The organism is Actinomadura sp. ATCC 39365 (assembly GCF_054392275.1).
In genome coordinates this window covers 8,885,354-8,903,947 of record NZ_CP184335.1, presented here as the reverse complement: position 1 = coordinate 8,903,947, position 18,594 = coordinate 8,885,354, and the positions used below count along the sequence as shown (strand labels likewise).

At 72.7% G+C, this 18,594-nt stretch carries 18 protein-coding genes and 1 riboswitch; of the genes, 10 read left to right on the top strand and 8 right to left on the bottom strand.

Annotated elements, in window-relative coordinates:
* Nucleotides 1-73: 73 nt before the first annotated feature.
* The 3 genes from ACNF49_RS42995 to ACNF49_RS42985 are packed head-to-tail and all read right to left on the bottom strand — an operon-like array spanning nucleotide 74 to nucleotide 2,375.
* A complete protein-coding gene (locus ACNF49_RS42995; RefSeq protein WP_482941325.1) occupies nucleotides 74-1,651 on the bottom strand; it encodes a PH domain-containing protein in 1,578 nt (525 codons plus the stop codon).
* Nucleotides 1,648-2,139 (bottom strand): PH domain-containing protein, encoded by a 492-nt coding sequence (locus ACNF49_RS42990; protein WP_357967731.1) that lies wholly within the window; start codon nucleotides 2,137-2,139, stop codon nucleotides 1,648-1,650. Before ACNF49_RS42990 ends, ACNF49_RS42995 begins: the two co-directional genes overlap by 4 nt.
* Nucleotides 2,136-2,375 carry a hypothetical protein gene (locus ACNF49_RS42985; protein WP_357967733.1) on the bottom strand — a complete coding sequence of 80 codons (240 nt, stop codon included), beginning with the start codon at nucleotides 2,373-2,375 and terminating at the stop codon, nucleotides 2,136-2,138. The genes ACNF49_RS42990 and ACNF49_RS42985 overlap by 4 nt, the downstream gene beginning before the upstream one ends.
* Before the next feature lie 161 nt (nucleotides 2,376-2,536).
* Between ACNF49_RS42985 and ACNF49_RS42980 the strand changes: the two genes are divergently transcribed.
* Both ACNF49_RS42980 and ACNF49_RS42975 read left to right on the top strand, forming a co-directional pair.
* On the top strand, nucleotides 2,537-3,709 hold the full coding sequence (locus tag ACNF49_RS42980) for a sensor histidine kinase (RefSeq protein WP_482941324.1): 1,173 nt from the start codon (nucleotides 2,537-2,539) through the stop codon (nucleotides 3,707-3,709).
* A 14-nt stretch (nucleotides 3,710-3,723) separates the two neighbouring features.
* Complete coding sequence (locus ACNF49_RS42975; RefSeq protein ID WP_357967738.1) at nucleotides 3,724-4,380, top strand: response regulator; 657 nt, start codon at nucleotides 3,724-3,726, stop codon at nucleotides 4,378-4,380.
* On the opposite strand, the gene ACNF49_RS42970 is transcribed toward ACNF49_RS42975, so the two are convergent.
* Complete coding sequence (locus ACNF49_RS42970; protein ID WP_482941323.1) at nucleotides 4,370-5,449, bottom strand: phosphotransferase family protein; 1,080 nt, start codon at nucleotides 5,447-5,449, stop codon at nucleotides 4,370-4,372. The two genes, ACNF49_RS42975 and ACNF49_RS42970, sit on opposite strands and share 11 nt — an antisense overlap.
* Before the next feature lie 144 nt (nucleotides 5,450-5,593).
* Here ACNF49_RS42970 and ACNF49_RS42965 point away from each other — a divergent pair, with 144 nt between their 5' ends.
* The 6 genes from ACNF49_RS42965 to ACNF49_RS42940 all read left to right on the top strand — a co-directional run bounded on the left by ACNF49_RS42965 (nucleotide 5,594) and on the right by ACNF49_RS42940 (nucleotide 13,087).
* Nucleotides 5,594-6,916 carry an NYN domain-containing protein gene (locus tag ACNF49_RS42965; RefSeq protein ID WP_482941322.1) on the top strand — a complete coding sequence of 441 codons (1,323 nt, stop codon included), beginning with the start codon at nucleotides 5,594-5,596 and terminating at the stop codon, nucleotides 6,914-6,916.
* Between the two features lie 132 nt (nucleotides 6,917-7,048).
* A complete protein-coding gene (locus ACNF49_RS42960; protein ID WP_357967746.1) occupies nucleotides 7,049-7,975 on the top strand; it encodes a C40 family peptidase in 927 nt (308 codons plus the stop codon).
* 362 nt (nucleotides 7,976-8,337) lie between these two features.
* Nucleotides 8,338-8,501, top strand: a riboswitch (cyclic di-AMP (ydaO/yuaA leader).
* A 130-nt stretch (nucleotides 8,502-8,631) separates the two neighbouring features.
* Nucleotides 8,632-9,114, top strand: a complete 483-nt coding sequence (locus tag ACNF49_RS42955) for a C40 family peptidase (protein ID WP_482941321.1) — start codon at nucleotides 8,632-8,634, stop codon at nucleotides 9,112-9,114.
* Nucleotides 9,115-9,318: 204 nt separating this feature from the next.
* Nucleotides 9,319-10,101 (top strand): gluzincin family metallopeptidase, encoded by a 783-nt coding sequence (locus tag ACNF49_RS42950; protein ID WP_482941320.1) that lies wholly within the window; start codon nucleotides 9,319-9,321, stop codon nucleotides 10,099-10,101.
* Nucleotides 10,102-10,112: 11 nt separating this feature from the next.
* Nucleotides 10,113-11,996 carry a M48 family metallopeptidase gene (locus ACNF49_RS42945; RefSeq protein WP_482941319.1) on the top strand — a complete coding sequence of 628 codons (1,884 nt, stop codon included), beginning with the start codon at nucleotides 10,113-10,115 and terminating at the stop codon, nucleotides 11,994-11,996.
* Nucleotides 11,993-13,087, top strand: coding sequence for a glycosyltransferase family 4 protein (locus tag ACNF49_RS42940; RefSeq protein ID WP_482941318.1), 1,095 nt, complete (start codon nucleotides 11,993-11,995; stop codon nucleotides 13,085-13,087). Before ACNF49_RS42945 ends, ACNF49_RS42940 begins: the two co-directional genes overlap by 4 nt.
* Here ACNF49_RS42940 and ACNF49_RS42935 read toward each other — a convergent pair.
* From ACNF49_RS42935 to ACNF49_RS42925, 3 genes are read right to left on the bottom strand one after another with little or no spacing between them, the layout of a single operon-like run.
* Nucleotides 13,084-14,001 carry a carbohydrate ABC transporter permease gene (locus tag ACNF49_RS42935; protein WP_482941317.1) on the bottom strand — a complete coding sequence of 306 codons (918 nt, stop codon included), beginning with the start codon at nucleotides 13,999-14,001 and terminating at the stop codon, nucleotides 13,084-13,086. The genes ACNF49_RS42940 and ACNF49_RS42935 overlap by 4 nt on opposite strands.
* Nucleotides 13,998-14,870, bottom strand: a complete 873-nt coding sequence (locus tag ACNF49_RS42930; protein ID WP_352322927.1) for a carbohydrate ABC transporter permease — start codon at nucleotides 14,868-14,870, stop codon at nucleotides 13,998-14,000. Before ACNF49_RS42930 ends, ACNF49_RS42935 begins: the two co-directional genes overlap by 4 nt.
* Entirely contained in the window at nucleotides 14,870-16,156 is a 1,287-nt protein-coding gene (locus ACNF49_RS42925; protein WP_482941316.1) for an ABC transporter substrate-binding protein, read from the bottom strand. Before ACNF49_RS42925 ends, ACNF49_RS42930 begins: the two co-directional genes overlap by 1 nt.
* A gap of 183 nt (nucleotides 16,157-16,339) precedes the next feature.
* Here ACNF49_RS42925 and ACNF49_RS42920 point away from each other — a divergent pair, with 183 nt between their 5' ends.
* Complete coding sequence (locus tag ACNF49_RS42920; RefSeq protein WP_357967765.1) at nucleotides 16,340-17,122, top strand: DeoR/GlpR family DNA-binding transcription regulator; 783 nt, start codon at nucleotides 16,340-16,342, stop codon at nucleotides 17,120-17,122.
* Nucleotides 17,123-17,226: 104 nt separating this feature from the next.
* Here the strand turns inward: ACNF49_RS42920 and ACNF49_RS42915 are convergent, their stop codons facing one another.
* The gene (locus ACNF49_RS42915; RefSeq protein WP_482941315.1) at nucleotides 17,227-18,120 is read right to left on the bottom strand and encodes an aldo/keto reductase; all 894 of its coding nucleotides are present in this window, start codon (nucleotides 18,118-18,120) and stop codon (nucleotides 17,227-17,229) included.
* Nucleotides 18,121-18,179: 59 nt separating this feature from the next.
* On the opposite strand from ACNF49_RS42915, the gene ACNF49_RS42910 reads away from it, so the two are divergent.
* Nucleotides 18,180-18,560: a MerR family transcriptional regulator gene (locus tag ACNF49_RS42910; protein WP_357967770.1), complete on the top strand. Its 381-nt coding sequence runs from the start codon at nucleotides 18,180-18,182 to the stop codon at nucleotides 18,558-18,560.
* The last annotated feature ends 34 nt before the right edge of the window (nucleotides 18,561-18,594 follow it).

The window sequence follows — 18,594 nt, the reverse complement described above, 5'->3', positions numbered from 1 at the left end:
GTTATTGACAAGCAAGCCGCCGGGCCGCGCGATCACGCTTGTCCGCTACAGGGGCATGGGCAGCCGTGGTGGATCACGCGGCCTGCCGCCCGCCGTGCGGGCCGCCGGTCAGGAACGGCTCCAGCAGCCCCGGCACCGCCCGCGCCGCCAGGTCGAGCCCGTCGCCGCGGCCCACGTCCAGCACCTCGTAGTGGCCGCCGCCCGCGGCCGTGCAGGCCGAGACGGTCAGCAGGCCCGAGCGCCGCTGGAAGAACGACTGCCGGAACGTCCAGCCGGTGATGCCGGCCCGGTCCAGCGCCACCGTACGGCGGACCAGCGCGCCGCGCCGCATGACCAGGTGCCGCGGGCCCAGCGCGTGACCGAGACCGCGCCGGCTCTCGGCGGCCAGCCACAACCCCGCCGGGAGCGCCAGGACGGGCGCCGCCCACACCCACGCGCGCGGCCACGACGCGGGCAGCAGCCACCAGGCGAGCCCCGCGCCCGCCGCCAGCACGAGCGTGGCCGCCAGCGCCCGCACGACCCGCCGCCGCCCGGCCGCCGCCGGATGCGCGGTCAACGACGTGCCCGCCGCGCCGATCCCCACGCCGATCCCCACGCCGATCCCCACGCCGCCCCTCGCGCCGGCGCCCGCCCCGGCTCCGGCGTCGGCCGTCGTGTTCGCGATCGCGGCGGCGACGCGGGCGGCCTCGGCGCGGGGGAGCGGCGGGGTGAGGGCGGCCACGTCCTCGGTCTCGTCCTCCGTCCTGGCCAGGCCGGTCGCGACGGCCTTGACCCGGGCGCCGCCGCCCAGCCGCAGCAGCAGCGGTTCGCTGATCTCGACGCCGCGCAGCCGCCGTTCCTCCAGGGTCAGCGAACGCGTGGTCAGCAGCCCGCGGCGCAGCCGGAGCCGGCCGGGTTCGCGTTCCAGGCGGTAGCGGCCCCAGGACTCGGCGTACAGCAGGAACGCGCCGAGCGCGCCGACGGCCGCGTTGAGCGCCAGGACCAGCGGGACCGCGAGCCACGGCTGCGCGCTCACCCAGCCCCACAGGCCGATCGCAGTCCGGTCGGTGAAGTCCTTGAGCCCGACGGCGCCGAGCCCCTTGTAGGCCGCGCCCAGGACCACCGCCGCCCCGGTGAACGTCCAGATCGACAGGGGCGCGTACCGGATCCACGACCAGCGCAGCTCGGCGAGGGGGCCGTCCTCGGGCGCGGGCGCGTCCTGGCGCAGCAGCGTGCGGCGCAGCATCTCGGCCGAGTGCCGGTCGAGGGCGTCCAGCACCAGCTCCGAGCCCTCGGCCGCGCGTTCGCCCGTGCCGACCTTGACCACGGTCAGGCCGAACGCCCGGCGCACCGGATCGGCGCGCAGGTCCACGCTGCGCACCCGGTCCAGCGGGACCGAGCGGTGCTGCCGGACGGTCACGCCCGAGCGCAGTTCGAGCCGGTCGGAGGTGAGCCGCCAGGCGGTCGTCCGCAGCCGGGCCGCCTCGTAGGCCACCGCCCCCGCCACGATCAGCACGGCGGCCCCCGCGCACGCCGCGACGACGCCGCCCGGTTCCCAGTCCTGGCCCACCAGGAACCGCGCCAGCGCGGCCACGGCGCCGGCCACGAACGCCAGCGACCTGGCGGCCGCGTTCCACAGGCCCCGGCCCGACAGCGGCTGCCAGCCGGTCACGTCGCGTCCCCGGGCGTCGCCTGGGTGCGCGCGGTGAGCCGTTCGGCCAGGTCGGCGGCGAGCCGGTGGTCCAGCGCCGTGATCCTGACGGCTCCGGCGGAGGAGGCGGTGGTCACCGTGACGTCGGCCAGCCCGAACAGCCGCTGCACCGGCCCCCGCTCGGTGTCGACCCGCTGGATCCGCGACATCGGCGCCACCTTCCACGTGTGCGTCAGCCACCCCTGGCGCACGTAGACCGCCTCCTCGGTGACCTCCCACCGCTGCACCCGGTAGGCCGCCCGCGGCTCGGCCAGCGCCACCAGCAGGCACGCCGCCGCGAACGCCCCCGCCGCCACCCCAAGCCCCGGCGTACGCGGCGTGAACACCAGGTACGCGCCCACGGCCGCCGCCGCCACGGGGACCGTGAGGACGAGCCACTGCACCGTCCACCACGCCACCGCCCGGCGGTCGGGACGGTGCCGCGGCGGTCGCAGCGCGGTCCCGCTCATCGCCCCTCCTCCGCCCGGCCGGCCGTCCTGCCGACCGCGCCGGCCACCGCGAGCAGCGCGAACCCGAGCACCCCGATCACGACGGCCGCGAAGACCTCGTAACCGTCGAGGAAGGGCAGCACGTTGACCACGAGCAGGCCGTGCGCCCACCGCCACCAGCCGAACAGGGTGTTGATCAGGCCGCCGATCCCCTGCAGGACCAGCAGCCAGCCGAACGCCTCCAGCACCGCTTTCATGCCCTCCACACTCGCCGCCGCGGCGGCCCGCCCGCCTCGGCCATCGGTCTGCGGCGACATCGACTTTGGTCGCTGTCGCCGGCTCCCGCGCAGGGCATAACCTCGACGAATGTGAGGGAACTGCGGGGGAGGGCGATCCGGCCCTGGAATACCGGTGGGCGTTGCCGTCCACGCTGCTCGGCGACGGGCGCGGGGGCCGGATGCGGCGCTCGACCCTCGACTGGGTCTCCGACATCGCGCTGTTCCTGCTGGCCTGCGGCGTGACGTTCGTCAGCCTGGAGGAGATCCGGAACGAGCCAGAGCCGCTGCTGGCCGTCGAGCAGATCGTCGGGGCGCTGGCGTGCGCGGGGGTGTGGCTGCGGCGGCGCTGGCCGGTGGGGTTCGCGCTGGTGACGATCCTGCTGTCGTCCTATCTGGAGCTGGTCGGCGGGGCCTCGCTGGTGGCGCTGTTCACCGTGGCGGTGCACCGGCCGTTCAAGGTGTCGGGGCCGGTCACGCTGCTGGCGCTGGTCACCCTGGCCCCGTACGTGCTGCTGCGGCCCCAGGAGGACCTGACGCCGCTGTGGGGGGCGGCGTTCGGGGTCACGATCGTGCTGACCATCTACGCCTGGGGCATCGTCATCCGTGCCAGGCGGCAGCTCGTCTGGTCGCTCAGGCAGCGGGCCGAGACCGCCGCCGAGGACGCCAAGCGGCTCGAACGCGAGCGCATCGCCCGCGAGATGCACGACGTGCTGGCCCACCGCATCTCGATGCTCAGCCTGCACGCCGGGGCGCTGGAGTTCCGTCCCGACGCGCCCGCCGAGGACGTCGCCAGGGCCGCCGGGGCGATCAGGAGCAACGCCCACCTGGCGCTCCAGGACCTGCGCGAGGTGATCGGCGTGCTCCGCCACACCCCGCCGGGGGCCGCCGACCCGGTGCCCGACCGGCCGCAGCCGACGCTCGCCGACCTGCCCGCGCTGGTCGAGGAGTGCCGCCAGGCCGGCATGGACGTGCGCCTCGACCTGGGCGCCGCCGACGGCGTCCCGGCCGGGGTGGGCCGCAACGTCTACCGCATCGTGCAGGAGGCCCTCACCAACGCGCGCAAGCACGCGGGCGGCGCGCCGGTGGCCGTGGCGGTGGCGGGGGAGCCGGCCGAGGGGGTCTCGGCCGAGGTGCGCAACCCGGTGTGGTCGCGGCACGGGCCGCGCATGCCGGGGGCGGGCGCCGGGCTCATCGGGCTGACCGAACGGGCCGAGCTGGCCGGCGGCCGGCTGGAGCACGGCGTGACCGACGGCGAGTTCCGGGTGCGCGCCTGGCTGCCGTGGCCGGGGAACAAGGACGGGGACGGACGTTGAACGACGGAGGGCCGATGGACGCGCCGATCAAGGTGCTGATCGTGGATGACGACGCGATGGTGCGGGCCGGGCTGTCGATGATCCTGGGCGGGGCCGCGGACATCGAGATCGTGGGCGAGGCGGCCGACGGGGCCGAGGTGCCGTCGCGGGTGGCCGAGCACCGGCCGCACATCGTCCTGATGGACATCCGCATGCCGGGCGTCGACGGGCTCACCGCGACCGAGGCGCTGCGCCGCACCGCTTCGCCGCCCGAGGTCGTGGTGCTGACCACGTTCCACGCCGACGCCCAGGTCGTGCGGGCGCTGCGCGCGGGGGCGGCCGGGTTCCTGCTGAAGGACATCCCGCCCGGCGACCTGGTCGGCGCCCTCAGGCGGGTGGCCGCGGGGGAGCCGATCCTGTCGCCGGCGGTGACCCGGCAGCTCATCTCGCACGTGTCCGACGGGGGCGGGCGCGACCGCACCGAGCGGGCGCGCGGGCTGCTCGGACGGCTGAGCGAGCGGGAGCGCGAGGTCGCGCTGGCCGTGGGGCAGGGCAGGTCGAACGCCGAGATCGGGCGGGAGCTGTTCATGAGCGTGCCCACGGTCAAGGCGCACGTCTCGCGCATCCTGACCAAGCTCGACCTGAACAACCGGGTGCAGATCGCGCTGCTGGTCTACGACGCTAGCGGGTGAGCAGCTCCTCGATGGCGGCCCGGTGGAGCACCAGGTCGTCGGGGTCGTCCGGCATGGGCTGCTCGCCGAAGTGGATCCTGCGCTGCCACACCCGGGCCATGATGATGCCGTGGCGGAGGGCGGCGTACATCTCGTAGAAGTCGAGGTCGCGGGGCTCGTAGCCAGTTATTTCACGATATTTCTGGCATACGTCGTCGCGGCGCATGAAGTCCGGCATGCCGGGCAGGCCCATCGTCACCGCGAGGTCCTGGAAGAAGCGGTGCAGGAAGATCATCCAGGAGACGTCCAGCTCGCGCGGGCCCACGGCGGCCATCTCCCAGTCGAGCACCGCCACCGGCGTGAAATCGCGGTACATCACGTTGCCGATCCTGGCGTCGCCCCAGGTCAGGACGTCGGGGCCGGGGTCGTCCGGCCAGTGTGAGCCGAGCCAGTCGAAGGCCCGCTCCAGCACGGGGATGGGCCGCGCGCCGTGCGCCCACCGGTAGTAGGCGCGCTGGGCCTCGACGTGCGCGCGCAGGCCGTCCGTGCCGCCCGGGGCGAGCGGGCCGAGCACCTCGACGTCCCGTCCGGTGTACGGCGTCTCGTGTAGCGCCGCCATGAGCCCGACGCTCGCGTCCTGCAGCCGCCGCCGGTCGCCGGGGGCGGCGTCGTGCAGCCAGCCTTCGAACGTGTACGGCATGACGTCCGGCGGCACGTCGCCCTCGGCCCGCTCCATGACGAAGAACGGCGTCCCGAGCGGCGCGGGGTCGGGCTCGAACCAGAGCGGCCTGGGCGCTGGGATCCCAGCTTTCTCCCTGGCCAGCCGCATGACCTCGAACTGGGCCCGCAGATCGTAGGCGGGGAACACCGGGACGGCTTCCTCCGCAGGTGCGAGCCTGGCCACGCACCGCCGCGTCCCGGCGGCCCAGGTGGCGGTGAAGAACAGGGTCTCGCTCGACATGCCGTTGCCGGAGGGCCGCGACAGCTCCGACACCGTGGCGTCCCCGCCGACCCGGCCGCGCAGCCAGCGGGACGCCCGCTCGCGCAGTTCCTCCAGGTCACGCGTGGACGTGCGCATCTGTTCCGTCACCGCTCACCTCCACGCCGAACCGCTGCCCCGGCTCAGTCGTATACCCCCTACCAAGCGCTTGTCTAGGTTCAAGGGACCGTTACGGTCAGGTACGCAAGAGCCGTACCCTTGTCTGAAAGGGCATGTCACGAAGGGACAAGTGGGATGAGTTCAGCGGGTGAAGGCCTGTCTCGCCCGCTTCCCGAGCAGGTGCGCCTCAATGTCGTCGACCTGGCCGCGCAGGTTCTCGGCACGATGCCCGCCGTCTCCGTGCCGCCGCCGCTGCGCGGCATCGCCAAGTTCGACCCGCGCAAGCGCGCCAAGCTGGGCAGCGCGCCGATCGCCGCGCAACTGGAGAACGACAAGAAGTTCCGCGAGCTGGTCGCAGAATCAGTCGCCGCCGGATGGCCCGAGCTGGTCGCCGCGCTGGCCGAGGGCAGTGTGCCGCCCGCCGCCGACCCCGTGCTGGTGGCTGCCGCAGCCTATCTCACCAGGCCGCCCGGCTGGGCGGAGATGATCGAAACCGCCCGCGCCGACCTTGAGCAGTCCGCCGTGGCGGCCGAGGGGTCCGAGCGCGAGGAGGCGGTGACGCGGCTGCGCGAGCAGCTCGCCGCCCAGAAGACCGCCGCCAAGGAGGAGGCCGACCGGCTGCGCGAGCAGATCAAGGCGGCCCGCGCCGAGAACTCCGACCTGCGGCGCAAGCTCCACGACGCCCGCGAGCGGGCCAAGGCCGCCACCCGCAGGGCCGAGGAGATGGAGCAGGCCGCCGACGACGCCCGGCACGCCGCCTCCACCGCCGGCAACGCGGGCGAGGCCGAGCTGCGCCGTCTGCGCGAGCGCCCGGCCGACGTGGAGAAGCAGCTCGAAGCCTCCCGCCGGGCCGCCCGCGAGGGCCGCAGCATCGAGGACGCCCGCGTCAGGGTGCTGCTCGACGCCCTCCAGGACGCCTCGGCCGGGCTGCGCAGGGAGCTGGCGCTGCCCACCACGATCAGCAGGCCCGCCGACTCTGTCGCGGCCAGCACCGGCGAGCGTCCGGGGGTGCGCGGCGTGCCCGCGCGGGCCCTGGCCGACGACGACCCGCAGCTGCTCGACCAGCTCCTGGCGCTGCCGCAGGTCCATCTGATCATCGACGGCTACAACGTCACGAAGACCGGCTACGGCACGCTCACCCTCGCCGACCAGCGCAACCGGCTGATGACCGGCCTCGGCGGGCTGGTCGCCCAGACCCGGGTCGAGGTGACGGTGGTCTTCGACGGCGCCGAGCTCAACGCGCCGGTGCAGGTGGTGGCGCCGCGCGGGGTGCGGGTGCTGTTCAGCGCGCCGGGGGAGATCGCCGACGACCTCATCCGCCAGCTCGTCCGGGCCGAGCCGCCCGGCCGGGCCATCGCCGTCGTCTCCTCCGACCGCGAGGTGGCCGAGTCCGTCCGCCGCATGGGCGCCAGACCGGTTCCGTCCGGTCTGCTGCTGCGCCGGCTGGGCCGCGCATAAGTTACGAATTAGCACTATTGGCGAGACCCCACCCGCCACTTCTGTACTATTTCGCCCCAGGTGTAATCCCTGGGAGGCGACGCTGTGAGGTTTGGCCGGGTGACGGTGGCCGCGGGTCTCGCGATCGGACTGATGACGGTCCCGATGGGTGCGGCGCTCGCTGATCCCAAGCCCACTCTCAAACAGGCCAAGGCCAAGCTCGAGAAGCTCAACGACAAGGCCGACAAGGTCGTCGACCGGTACAACACGGCGACCGAGAACTACAAGAAGGCCAAGGACGCCTACACCACGCTGAACGACCGCTACAAGCGCAAGCTGCAGACGGTCGCCGACCTGCGGGCCGAGATCATCAGGGCGGCGGTGGACTCGTACAAGATGGGCGGGGACGTCACCTCCCTGCCCGGCATGGTCGGGGTCGACAACCCCGAGAACCTGCTGGCCGGGCTGGCCATGGCCGGGCAGCTCTCGCGCGAGCGGCTGGAGAAGCTGGCCGCCTTCGACCGCGAGAACAAGGGCCTCAAGGCCGAGCGCGACAACGCCGAGACCGCGCTGGCCGACGCCGACAAGGAGCGGGACGCCGTCCAGCGGGAGCGGGCCGAGGTGCTGAAGCTGGTCGGCCAGCAGAAGAAGCTCCTGGACAAGCTGGGGGCCTACAACCCGGGCAACCCCAACAGCACCGGCATCAAGTACACCGGCCCCGCCTCGGGCAGCGCGGCCGCCGTCCTGCAGTTCGCCTTCGCCCAGGTCGGCAAGCCGTACATCTACGGGGGCACGGGCCCGCGCGGCTACGACTGCTCAGGGCTGACCCAGGCCGCCTGGCGCGCGGCCGGTGTCACGCTGCCGCGTACGACGTGGCAGCAGTGGGCCTGGGGCGCCGGCCGGAAGGTGGACATCAAGGACCTCCAGCCGGGGGACCTCATCTTCAGCGAGGGGCTCGGGCACGTCAGCATCTACGCGGGCGGAGGCAAGATCGTCCACGCGCCGCAGACGGGCGACGTCGTGAAGGTCGTCCGCCTCGCCGACTACCGCCGCCCCCTGGTCGGAGCCATCCGCCCCTGACCCGCCCCCTGACCGCCCGGCGACCGGAATCGCGGGCGGCTTCGGGCTGTCCGCGGCCCCTGGGGTGAAAGGGACAAACGGGGCGAAAGAGTCCTGACAATCGGGTGTGCCGCGAAGTGTGAGAAGGGTCACAAAGTGGTAACGGAACCCGCTGCTCCAGCAGGGATTTCCCCCTTTACTCCCACCTTTATCTGATCTTTACAGCCGGTGTCTCCCTTTGCCAAATCTTGACCCCTCCGCGTAGTTTCTGGCGTCGCGGTCAGCAAGCCATGCGCACCGCGGATCGACATCGGAACCCCCGATGCGGACCAGATGAAAATCCATCGGTCGCCGCCGATATCCCTATGCAGAGACAACCATCGGGCGGCGACCTGCCGAGTCCGTGCAGCCAGGAGGCACGGAGCCGGGGACCCAAAGATCCCGTAATCCCCCGGGATCAGGGGTGAATCGGCGCGTCATCGCGCCGTAGGGCGACTTCCAGGCCCGAATCCGTCAGCTAACCCGGTAGGCGTTCGTGGAAGACACAAGGAGAAATCCTGTCTACCTCCCTGCATAACCCCCGTCTGTCCCGTCTTGCCCTGAGGGGCGTCGCACTCACGATGACCGTGACGGCCGGAGGTGCGGCTCTCCATGCCGTGCCGGCCGAGGCGCAGACGGTGAGCGAATCGGCCGCCAGGCTCACCGCGGTGTCCAGCACCGCCAAGGCGGCCACTGCGAAGTCGGCCAAGTCGGCGAAGACCGCCAGGTCCGCCAAGTCGGCGAAGGCCGCGCGGCAGGCGTCGAAGGCCCGCAGGGCCGTCGCCGTCGCCAAGCATCAGGTCGGCGACCCGTACCGGTACGGGGCCACGGGCCCTGGTGCGTTCGACTGCTCCGGACTCGTCCAGTACGCCTGGAAGAAGGCCGGAGTGCGACTCCCGCGCGTGACGAACAGCCAGTTCGCCCGCATCGAGCGCAAGGTCTCCTGGCGCAATCTCAAGCCGGGCGACCTGATGTTCTTCAACGGGCTGGGCCACGTCGGCATGTATGTCGGCCACGGCAAGATGGTCCATTCGCCGCGGACCGGCGAACGGGTGCGCATCGACAAACTGGGCGGATGGCGGAAGTCGTCGTTCGTCGGCGCGGTGCGTCCCGGCGCGTGACAACGGGCCCCGCCCGGACCATCCCCGGTCCGGGCCGGGGCCTGTCGCATGCCCGGCCTCGTGAAGGGACCGGCCTCCTGAAGGGACCGGTCTGGCGAAGGGGCCGGCCTCGTGAAAGGGCCGGGAGCGTCCTGGGCCGACTAGCATCGGGCCGTGTCCTCGCAGGTGCGTCCGTCCCTCCGTGGTCCGCGTCTGCTCCTTTCGGTGCTGCTGCTGTCGACGGCGGTTCTCGTGGTCGCCGACGCGCCGCCCGCCGCCGTCCTGCCCGCCGGGGCGCGCGGGTTGTGGGGCGACGGCGGTCAGGTGGCCCGCGGCGCGCGGTCCGTGGTCGTGGGGCACCGCGCCGACCCCGGCGTGCTCGCCGACCTCGCCCGCCGGGCGGACCTCGCCGGACGGCGGGTGTCCGCGGTGCTCGGCCGGCCGGTACGCGCGCTGGTCGTCGTGCCGGACTCCGACGCCGAGGCGGCCGGGCTGGCGGGCACGGGCCCGCTGGACGGGTTGGCCGCGGTGGCCGACGGCGCCAGGGTGATCATCGTGCCGGGCTCCTTCGCGCGGCTCACCCCCACGGGACGCGACGTCGTCCTCACCCATGAGCTCACCCACGTCGCCGCGGGCACCGACCGGCTGCCCGTCTGGCTCTACGAGGGGTTCGCCGACTACGTGGCCTACCGCGACGCCGGGCTCCCCGTCGGGACGGCCGCCGCCGAACTCGCCGCCGACGTACGGGCCGGCCGGCTGCCGAGCGAGTTGCCCGGACCTGCGGCTTTCGCCCCCACGGCCGCCGATCCAGGACGGCTCGCGCGGGCGTACCAGGAGGCCTGGATGGCGTGTCGCTTCCTCGCAGACCGGTTCGGTGACGGGACCCTGGTACGGCTCTACCGTGATGCCCGCGTGGCCGGCGTCGATCAGGCGCTCGCCTCCGTGGGGCTCACCGCCGAGACGCTGGCGGCACGGTGGCGCGAGTACGTACGAGAGCAGCTCGCGTGAAGGGGAGGCAGATGAGCGAGCGGAACGACCCGCCCCGGGAAGGGGACGAGCCCGCCGGAGCGGTCGCCGGAGGGGCCGACGAGCCCGGCACGGCGGTCGCGGCGGCGCACGGCGGCGGTGTGGCCGTCAGGGACGACGGCGGTGACCGGCCCGGCGACGGTGGACCGCCGGAGCCGTCCGGCACGAACGAGCCCCCGGAATCCCCGGGACACCCCGACGACCCGGACGACCCGGACGACCCGGACGCCCGCCCCGACGCGGACGCCGACCCCGACACCGAGGACCCCCGTCACCCCCAGCCCCCCACCCCCGACGACCGCCCCCACGCGACCCGCGCCGGCGCCCCCGCCGCCGAGGGCTCGGACGGCTCCGGGAAGGGCCCCGAGAACCCCGACGAGCACACGGACGACCCGGGCAAGGGCGGCAAAGGCCGCGGCAAGGGCAAGGGCGGCAAAGGCGGAGGCAAGGGCGGAGGCAAGGGCAAGGGCCGCGGCAAGCGCAACGGCGACCCCGCCACCCCCCTCGCCGAGGACACCGAGGACGCCCCCGCCGCCGAGAACGCCGACGACGCCGAGCCCCGTCCCCGGCCCGGCAAGCTGACGGGAACGGCGGAGCACCTGATCGCCCGGGAACGGCAACGCGCGGAGTCCCGCTCCAGGCGCGCGGCCGGCGCCGCCCTCGCCCTGGTCGGCGGCGTGATCCTGGCCGTGGCCGCGTTCACCACCCCCTGGCGGGTCCTGGCGGCGGGCGCGCCCGCCGTCGCCCCCGACCCCGCCCGCGACTTCAGCGCCGCCCAGATCGCCAGGGCGCAGGCGTTCGACGCGGCCACCACCCTGCCCGGCTACATCTCGCTCGGTCTCACGGTCCTGTTCGCCGGGCTGCTGGTCCTGACGCCGTTCGCGGCCAAGGTGCTGGGCGTGCTCAGGGGCCCGTGGTGGGTGCGGGTGGTCCTCGGCGTGGTGGTGCTCACCGCGATCACCGAGGTGCTGAGGTGGCCGCTCGGCATGTGGTTCGAGACGATCCTGCGCGACTACGGCCTGTCCACCCAGGACTGGGCGGGCTGGACCGCCGACCGGCTCAAGAACACCGGCGTCAGCGTGCTGCTGACGGCCGTCATGCTGCTCGCCCTCGTGGCGCTGGCGCGCAAGGTGCGCCGCTGGTGGATCCCGGCCGCCGTGGGCGCGTTCGCGCTCACCCTGGGGGTGTCGTACGTCTACCCGGTGGTGTTCGAGCCGCTGTTCAACGACTTCACCTCCATGCCGCAGGGCTCGCTGCGGTCGGAGCTGCTGGCCATGGCCGAGCGGGACGGCGTCCCGGTCGAGGACGTGCTGGTCGCCGATGCCTCGCGGCGTACCACGGCGCTCAACGCGTACGTGTCGGGCTTCGGGGCCACGCGCCGGATCGTCGTCTACGACACGTTGCTCAAGGCGCCGGAGTCGGAGGTCGAGCTGGTGGTCGCGCACGAGCTGGGCCACGCCAAGCACGCCGACGTGCTCGACGGCACGCTGCTCGGCGGCCTGCTGGCCGCCTTCGGCACGATCGGCCTGTTCCTGCTGGTGGGCCCGCTGCGGCGGCGTACGGGGATCGCCTCGGTGGCCGACCCGCGCGCGATCGGCGTGCTCATGGGGCTGATGACGCTGGCCTCGCTGGTCTCCGACCCGGCCCAGAACCTGATCACGCGGCACGTGGAGGCGCGGGCCGACGTGCACGCCCTCGACCTCACCAGGGATCCGGCCACGTTCGTCGCGATGCAGAAACGCCTCGCCATAACCAACATTTCCGACTTGTCGCCGGATGCGGTGGAATATGTGCTCTATGCCTCCCATCCCTCCAGCCCCGAGCGCATCGCCCTGGCCCGCTCGTGGGCGAGACTGAACGGCGTCCCAGAACCGTGACCGACGTGGTCTTCGTGACGAACGACTTCCCGCCCAGGCCGGGCGGCATCCAGTCGTTCGTGCACGGACTCGCGCTCCGCACGCCGGGGGTGACCGTCTACGCCCCCGCCTGGCCGGGATGCGAGGAGTTCGACCGGCGTCAGCCGTACCGGGTCGTGCGGCACCCGACGCGGCTGATGCTGCCCACTCCGGCCGTCGCGCGCAGGGCGGCCGGGCTGGTGGCCGAGCACCGCGCCGAGACCGTGGTCTTCGGCGCGGCCGCGCCGCTCGGCCTGCTCGCGCCCCGCCTGCGCGCGGCGGGCGCGCGGCGGGTGGTGATGCTCACCCACGGCCACGAGGCGTCGTGGGCGGGCGCGCCGGGCTTCCGCTCGGTGCTGCGCAGGATCGGCGCGCACGCCGACGTGGTGACCTACCTGGGCGACTACACGCGCGAGCGGCTGGCCGCGGCGATCCCCGCGCACAAGCTCGTACGCCTGGCGCCCGGCGTCGACGTCGACCAGTTCCACCCCCGGGCCGCCAAGGCGGCGCTGGGCCTCGACGGCCGGCCGGTGGTGGCCTGCGTGTCCCGGCTGGTCCCGCGCAAGGGCCAGGACCAGCTCATCCGGGCCTGGCCCCGGGTGCTGCGCGCGGTGCCGGACGCGGTGCTGCTGCTCGTGGGCGGCGGCCCGTACCGGTCGCGGCTGGAGCGCCTGGCGGGCGGGCACGAGTCGATCAGGTTCACCGGCACGGTCCCCGCCGCGAGCCTGCCCGGCTACTACGCGGCGGCCGACGTCTTCGCGATGCCCTGCCGCACCCGCTGGAACGGCGTGGACGTCGAGGGTCTCGGGATCGTCTTCCTGGAGGCGTCGGCGACCGGCCTGCCGGTGGTCGCGGGCAACTCCGGCGGCGCGCCGGACGCCGTACGGCCCGGGGAGACCGGCCTCGTCGTGGACGGCGCGGACGTCGCGGACGTCGCCCAGGCCCTCGTCGACCTGCTCTCCGACCCCGCGCGGGCGCGCAAGATGGGCGCCGGCGGCCGCGACTGGATCACCCGCGAGTGGACGTGGGAGCAGGTGGCCACCCGCTTCCACGCCCTGCTCCGGCCCGCCTAGCCCTTGGTCGAGCCCAGCGTGAGCCCGGCGACGAACTGCTTGTGCAGGAGCTGGAAGACGATCAGCGTGGGCAGCGCCACCAGCAGGGACCCGGCCGCCAGCAGGTTGTAGTCGGTGAAGAACTGGCCGCGCAGGTTGTTCAGCGCCGAGGTCACCGGCAGCTTGTCGCCCGAGGACATCAGCACCAGCGCCCACAGGAAGTCGTTGTACATCCAGGTGAACTCCAGGGTGGCCAGCGCCGCCAGCACCGGCCTGCACAGCGGCAGCGTGAGCCGCCAGTAGCGCTTCCACACGCTCGCGCCGTCCACGAGCGCCGCCTCGGTGATCTCCTCCGGGATCGTCCGCATGAAGTTCGCGATGACGAAGACGCAGAAGCCGAACTGGAACGCCATGTGGATGAGGATCAGCCCGAGGTAGGAGTCGTAGAGCGACTGAGAGTCCGACAGCCAGGCGGGCAGCGGCACCAGCGTGTAGAGGGTGTACAGCGGGGTGATGAGCACCTGCGGCGGCATCAGGTTCCCGGCGGTGAACACGATCAGCAGCGCCTTGCGCCCGGGGACGCGCACCCGCGCGACGGCGAACGCCGTGAACGAGGCCAGCGCCAGCGTGACCAGCACCCCGGGGACGACGATGATCAGTGTGTTCAGGTAGTAGCGGGGCAGCTCGGCCTGGCTCCACGCCTCGGCGTAGTAGCCGAGCGTGAGGTGCTCGGGCACCGACAGGTAGCCCAGCCGGGCCGTCTCCTCGTACGGCCGCAGCGAGGCGTAGACCGACAGGGCCAGCGGCAGGATCCAGCCCAGCGCGACCAGCGCGAGGAAGGCGTGCAGCAGGATCCGCAGCGGCCGCACGGGCCGGCGCGCGGGCGCCCGCCGGTCCTGGGCCGGGGGAGCGTCGGCGGGCGCGGTGAGCGTCATCGCTCCTCCTTGAACAGCTGCGACAGGTACGTGACGATGAACCCCAGCGAGATCACCAGCAGGATCACGGCGATGGCCGAGCCGAAGCCGATGCGGCCGGCCTCGCCCACGATGTTCTCGGTGACCAGCACCGACAGCAGCTCCAGGCCGTTCCTGCCCTTGTTGACGGCGTAGACGACGTCGAACGCGCGCAGCGCCTCGATCACGGTGATGACCAGCACGATCACGTTGACCGGCCGCAGCGTCGGGAACACCACGCGGAAGAAGGCCTGCGCCTCGGTGGCCCCGTCGATGGCGGCGGCCTCCTTCAGCGCCGGGTCCACCGCCTTGAGCCCGGCCAGATAGATGATCATGACGTAGCCGACGTGCCGCCAGCCGGCCGCGACCATCACGACCCAGATGTTGATCGAACGGTCGCCCAGCCAGTCCACGGTCAGGCCGGTGACCGCGTTCAGCACGCCGTAGTCGGAGGAGTAGACGAGCTGCGCGATGAAGCCCACCACGGCCAGCGACAACACGACCGGCAGGTAGAGCGCGCTCTGGTAGACCCGCGACCACCGCAGCCGCCGGTCCAGCAGCACCGCGCAGAACAGCCCGAACGGCGTCGCGACCAGCCCCAGGAAGCCCAGCCACAACACGTTGTTGCGCACCGCCGACCAGAACGGCGGGTACGCGGTGGCCAGGTCGTGGTAGTTGCGCCCGCCCACCCACTCGATCGGCCCGATGCCGTTCCAGTCGGTGCCGGACAGCGCGACGGAGGCCAGCGCGGGCCCCCAGATGAGGCCCACGTTGACGATGACGGCCATCCCCAGCCCGATGACCAGCACGGTCACGTCCCGGGCGGAGTAGCGACGGGTTTTGACGGTCATCAGCGGAAGATGTTGGCCTTCTGCTTCTCGATGCTCGCCAGCAGGGAGTCGATCTCGTCCGGCGCGCCGACGAACGCCTGCAGGGACGGGATCATCACGGTGGAGGCGAAGTCCGGCCGGGTGTCGCGGTCGAGGAACTGCGCCAGGTGGGTGGCCTGGGAGACCAGTTCGGCGCCGCGCTTCTGCAGGGCGCTGTAGCCGCTGGTGTCGGCCTTGGAGCTGGACGCCAGCGTGCCCGGGTCCAGCTTGGTCGCCTCGTTCTGGGACGAGCCCTTGGCCAGGTGCTTGAGCAGGGCCTTGGCGCCGTCCACGTTCCTGGCCTTGGCCGAGATCATGTAGCCGTCGATGGGGGCGTCGATCGAGTCGGTGCCGTGGGCGGGGTCGATCTCGGGGAAGGTGAAGAAGTCGATGTCGTCGCGGTCGGCCTCGGGGAACTGCTGGGCGACGAACATGCCGAGCAACATCATGCCGGTCTTCTTCTGCGCGAGCGACTGCCCGGCCTCCTGCCAGGTACGCCCGAGCGCGGCCGGCTGGTGGTACTCCATCAGCCCCCGCCAGGTGTCGAAGACCCGCCTGACCCGGGGGTCGGTCCAGGACTCCTTGCCGGCCATGAGCGAGATGTGGAAGTCGTAGCCGTTCGTGCGCATGTTCAGGATGTCGAACGTGCCCATCGCCGGCCAGCCGTCCTTGTCGGCGAACGCGATCGGGACCAGCCCGTCGGCCTTCATCCTCCTGGCCAGGGCGGTGAACTCGTCCAGGGTCCGCGGGGGCTCGTACCCCTTGGCCCGCCACAGGCTCCTGCGGTAGAAGACGGCCCACGGGTAGTAGGTGAACGGCACGAAGTACTGCTTGCCGTCGGTGCCGGTGGACTGGTCCTTGAACGCCTGCGTGTAGTCGCCGCCGATCTCCCGCCACACGTCCGAGATGTCGGTCGCCAGGCCCTGCTCGGCGAAGAAGCGCATCCGGTAACCGGCGAACCAGGTGAACACGTCGTCGGGCGTGCCCTTGAGATAGCGGTTGATGTTCTCCTGGAACGTGTTGTGGTCGACCGTGTTGACCTTCGGGACGCCCTGGGTGAAGCCCTTCAGCACGGTCTCCAGGGCCTTCTTGGGCACCTCGTCGGAGGCGTTCGAGCCGATCGTGACCGTGCCCGTCCCGCCGCCGGACGACCTGCCCGGCCCGGTGGAGGGGCTGCCGGACCCGCACCCGACGAGCACGGCGGGCACGCCGAACGCGGCGGTTCCGAGGAGTAGACGGCGACGGGAGATCGGCATGTGTCGGTCCATGGTGGTTCCTCCTTGCCGGACCCTTCAGATTCCCCCGAGTTCGCTCACACCCATTCATCGAAAGACGAAGCCCGACCGCTGTCAACGCACTGTTTCATGGCGTTTTCGACGCATTCACCAGGTCGGTGTCATGTCATGATGCGAAAGGGATTGTGTCGGAACCTGTTGGGATCTGGTGATGCGATGCTCGCCCCGCAGCGTCAGCAGGCGATCCTGGACCTCGTCCGGCAGAACGGCGGCGTCAGGGTCGTGGACCTGGTGCGCGCGTTCGGCGTCTCCGACATCACGATCCGGCGTGACCTGGAGCTGCTGGCCGAGCGCGGCCTGCTGGCCAAGGTGCACGGCGGCGCGACCACCATCGGCGCCACGAACGAGCCCGGCTTCGCCGCCAAGTCCGTGCAGCAGGAGGAGGAGAAGCGGGCCATCGCCGGGCACGCCGCCGCGCTCGTACGCCCCGGCACGGCCGTGGCCCTGTCGGCCGGCACCACGACCTGGACGCTCGCCCACCACCTGGGCCAGGTCCCCGGCCTGACCGTCGTGACGAACTCCGTCCGCGTCGCCGACGTCTTCCAGCACGCCGGCCGCCCCGACCAGACGGTCGTGCTCACCGGCGGCGTACGCACCCCTTCCGACGCCCTCGTGGGCCCGGTCGCGGTCGCCGCGATCCGCCGGCTCAACGTGGACCTGCTCTTCCTGGGCGTGCACGGCATGACCGCGAGGACGGGCTTCACCACGCCGAACATGATGGAGGCCGAGACGGACCGCGCGCTGGTCGAGGCGGCCTCCAGGCTGGTGGTGCTGGCCGACCACACCAAGTGGGGGACCGTCGGCATCAGCACGATCGCCCAGCTCGACGAGGCCGACGTGGTCGTCTCCGACACCGGCCTGCCGCAGGCGGCCAGGCAGGCTCTGTCGGAACGGGCGGGCCGGCTCGTCCTGGCGGAGGCGCGGCCCGTCACGGGATGAGGCCCGTCACGAGATGAGGCCGTCACGAAGATGAGGCCGTCACGAAGATGAGGCCCGTCACGGGGTGAGGGGCCGCGTCACGCCCCCGCTTCCGGACGGCGGCCTCAAGCGACCGCCGCCGACAGCCGGTCGTACTGCTCGTCGGAGAGCTCGACCGACAGCGACGCCACATTCTCCTCCAGGTGGCCGATCGAGGAGGTGCCCGGGATCGGGATCACCGTGGGGGAGCGGCGCAGCAGCCAGGCCAGCGACGCCTGGGCCGGGGTGACGCCGATCTCGGCCGCCACCGCCGCCAGCGGCGTGCCGGGCCCGGCGTGGGAGCCCGCCGCGATCGGGAAGAAGGGCAGGAACGCGATGCCGTGCGCGGTGGCGTGGTCCACGACGTCCTCGTGCTGCCGGGTGGCCAGGTTGTACATGTTCTGCACGGCCGCGATCGGCGTGATCTCCGCCGCCTGGCGCAGCTCCTCGGTGCTCACCTCCGACAGGCCGATGTGCCGGACCTTGCCCTCGTCCCTGAGCTGCTTGAGCGCGCCGATCTGGTCGGCGAGCGGGTAGGCCGGGTCCAGGCGGTGCAGCTGGAGCAGGTCGATGCGCTCCACCCGCAGCCGGCGCAGGCTCAGCTCGGCCTGCTGGCGCAGATAGGCCGGATGGCCGAGCGGCACCCATTCGGCGGGCGAGGGCCGCAGCACACCGATCTTGGTGGCCACCGCCACGCCGTCCCCGTACGGGTGCAGCGCCTCGGCGATCAGCTCCTCGTTGGCGCCGAGCGCGTAGGAGTCGGCGGTGTCGAAGAGGTTCACGCCCAGCTCGGCCGCCCGGCGCAACACGGCCACGGCGCCCGCCCGGTCCACCGGCGCCTCCCAGATGGGCGCCTCCAGCGCCGAGCGCGCGGGGTCGGGGGCGTCGGCCAGCCGCATCGACCCGTAGCCGATCCGGCGCACCTCCAGGTCTCCGCCAATGGTGAACGTCTGTACAGTTTCGCGAGGAATTTCTCTCATGGACGTCACGCTAGAAGCTCACATCGATGTGAGATGCAAGCGGGTGTGAGGAGCATCACATGAAGATCGGCGCGCTCTCCGCGGAGACCGGGGTCAGCCCCCGGCTGCTGCGCTACTACGAGGAGCAGGGGCTGCTGACCTCGTACCGGGCCGACGGCGGTCACCGGCGCTACGGAACGGACGCACCCGTCGTGGTCCGGCGCATCCGCACGCTGCTCGCCGCGGGCCTGCCGACCAAAGTGATCAAGGACGTGCTCCCGTGCGCCTCCGGCTCCGGCGAGGTGCTGGACGCGTGCACCCTGGGCCGGCTCCGCGGCCGGCTCACCGACCTGGACGAGCAGATGGCCGAGCTCCAGGCCACCCGCCAGGCCCTGGCCGCGATCCTGACCGCGACCGAGCGGGCCGGTGACCTGGCCGGTGACCTGGCCGGAGCCGCCTGACGGCCTGGGCCTGTCCCGAAGTCCGGCTCATGCG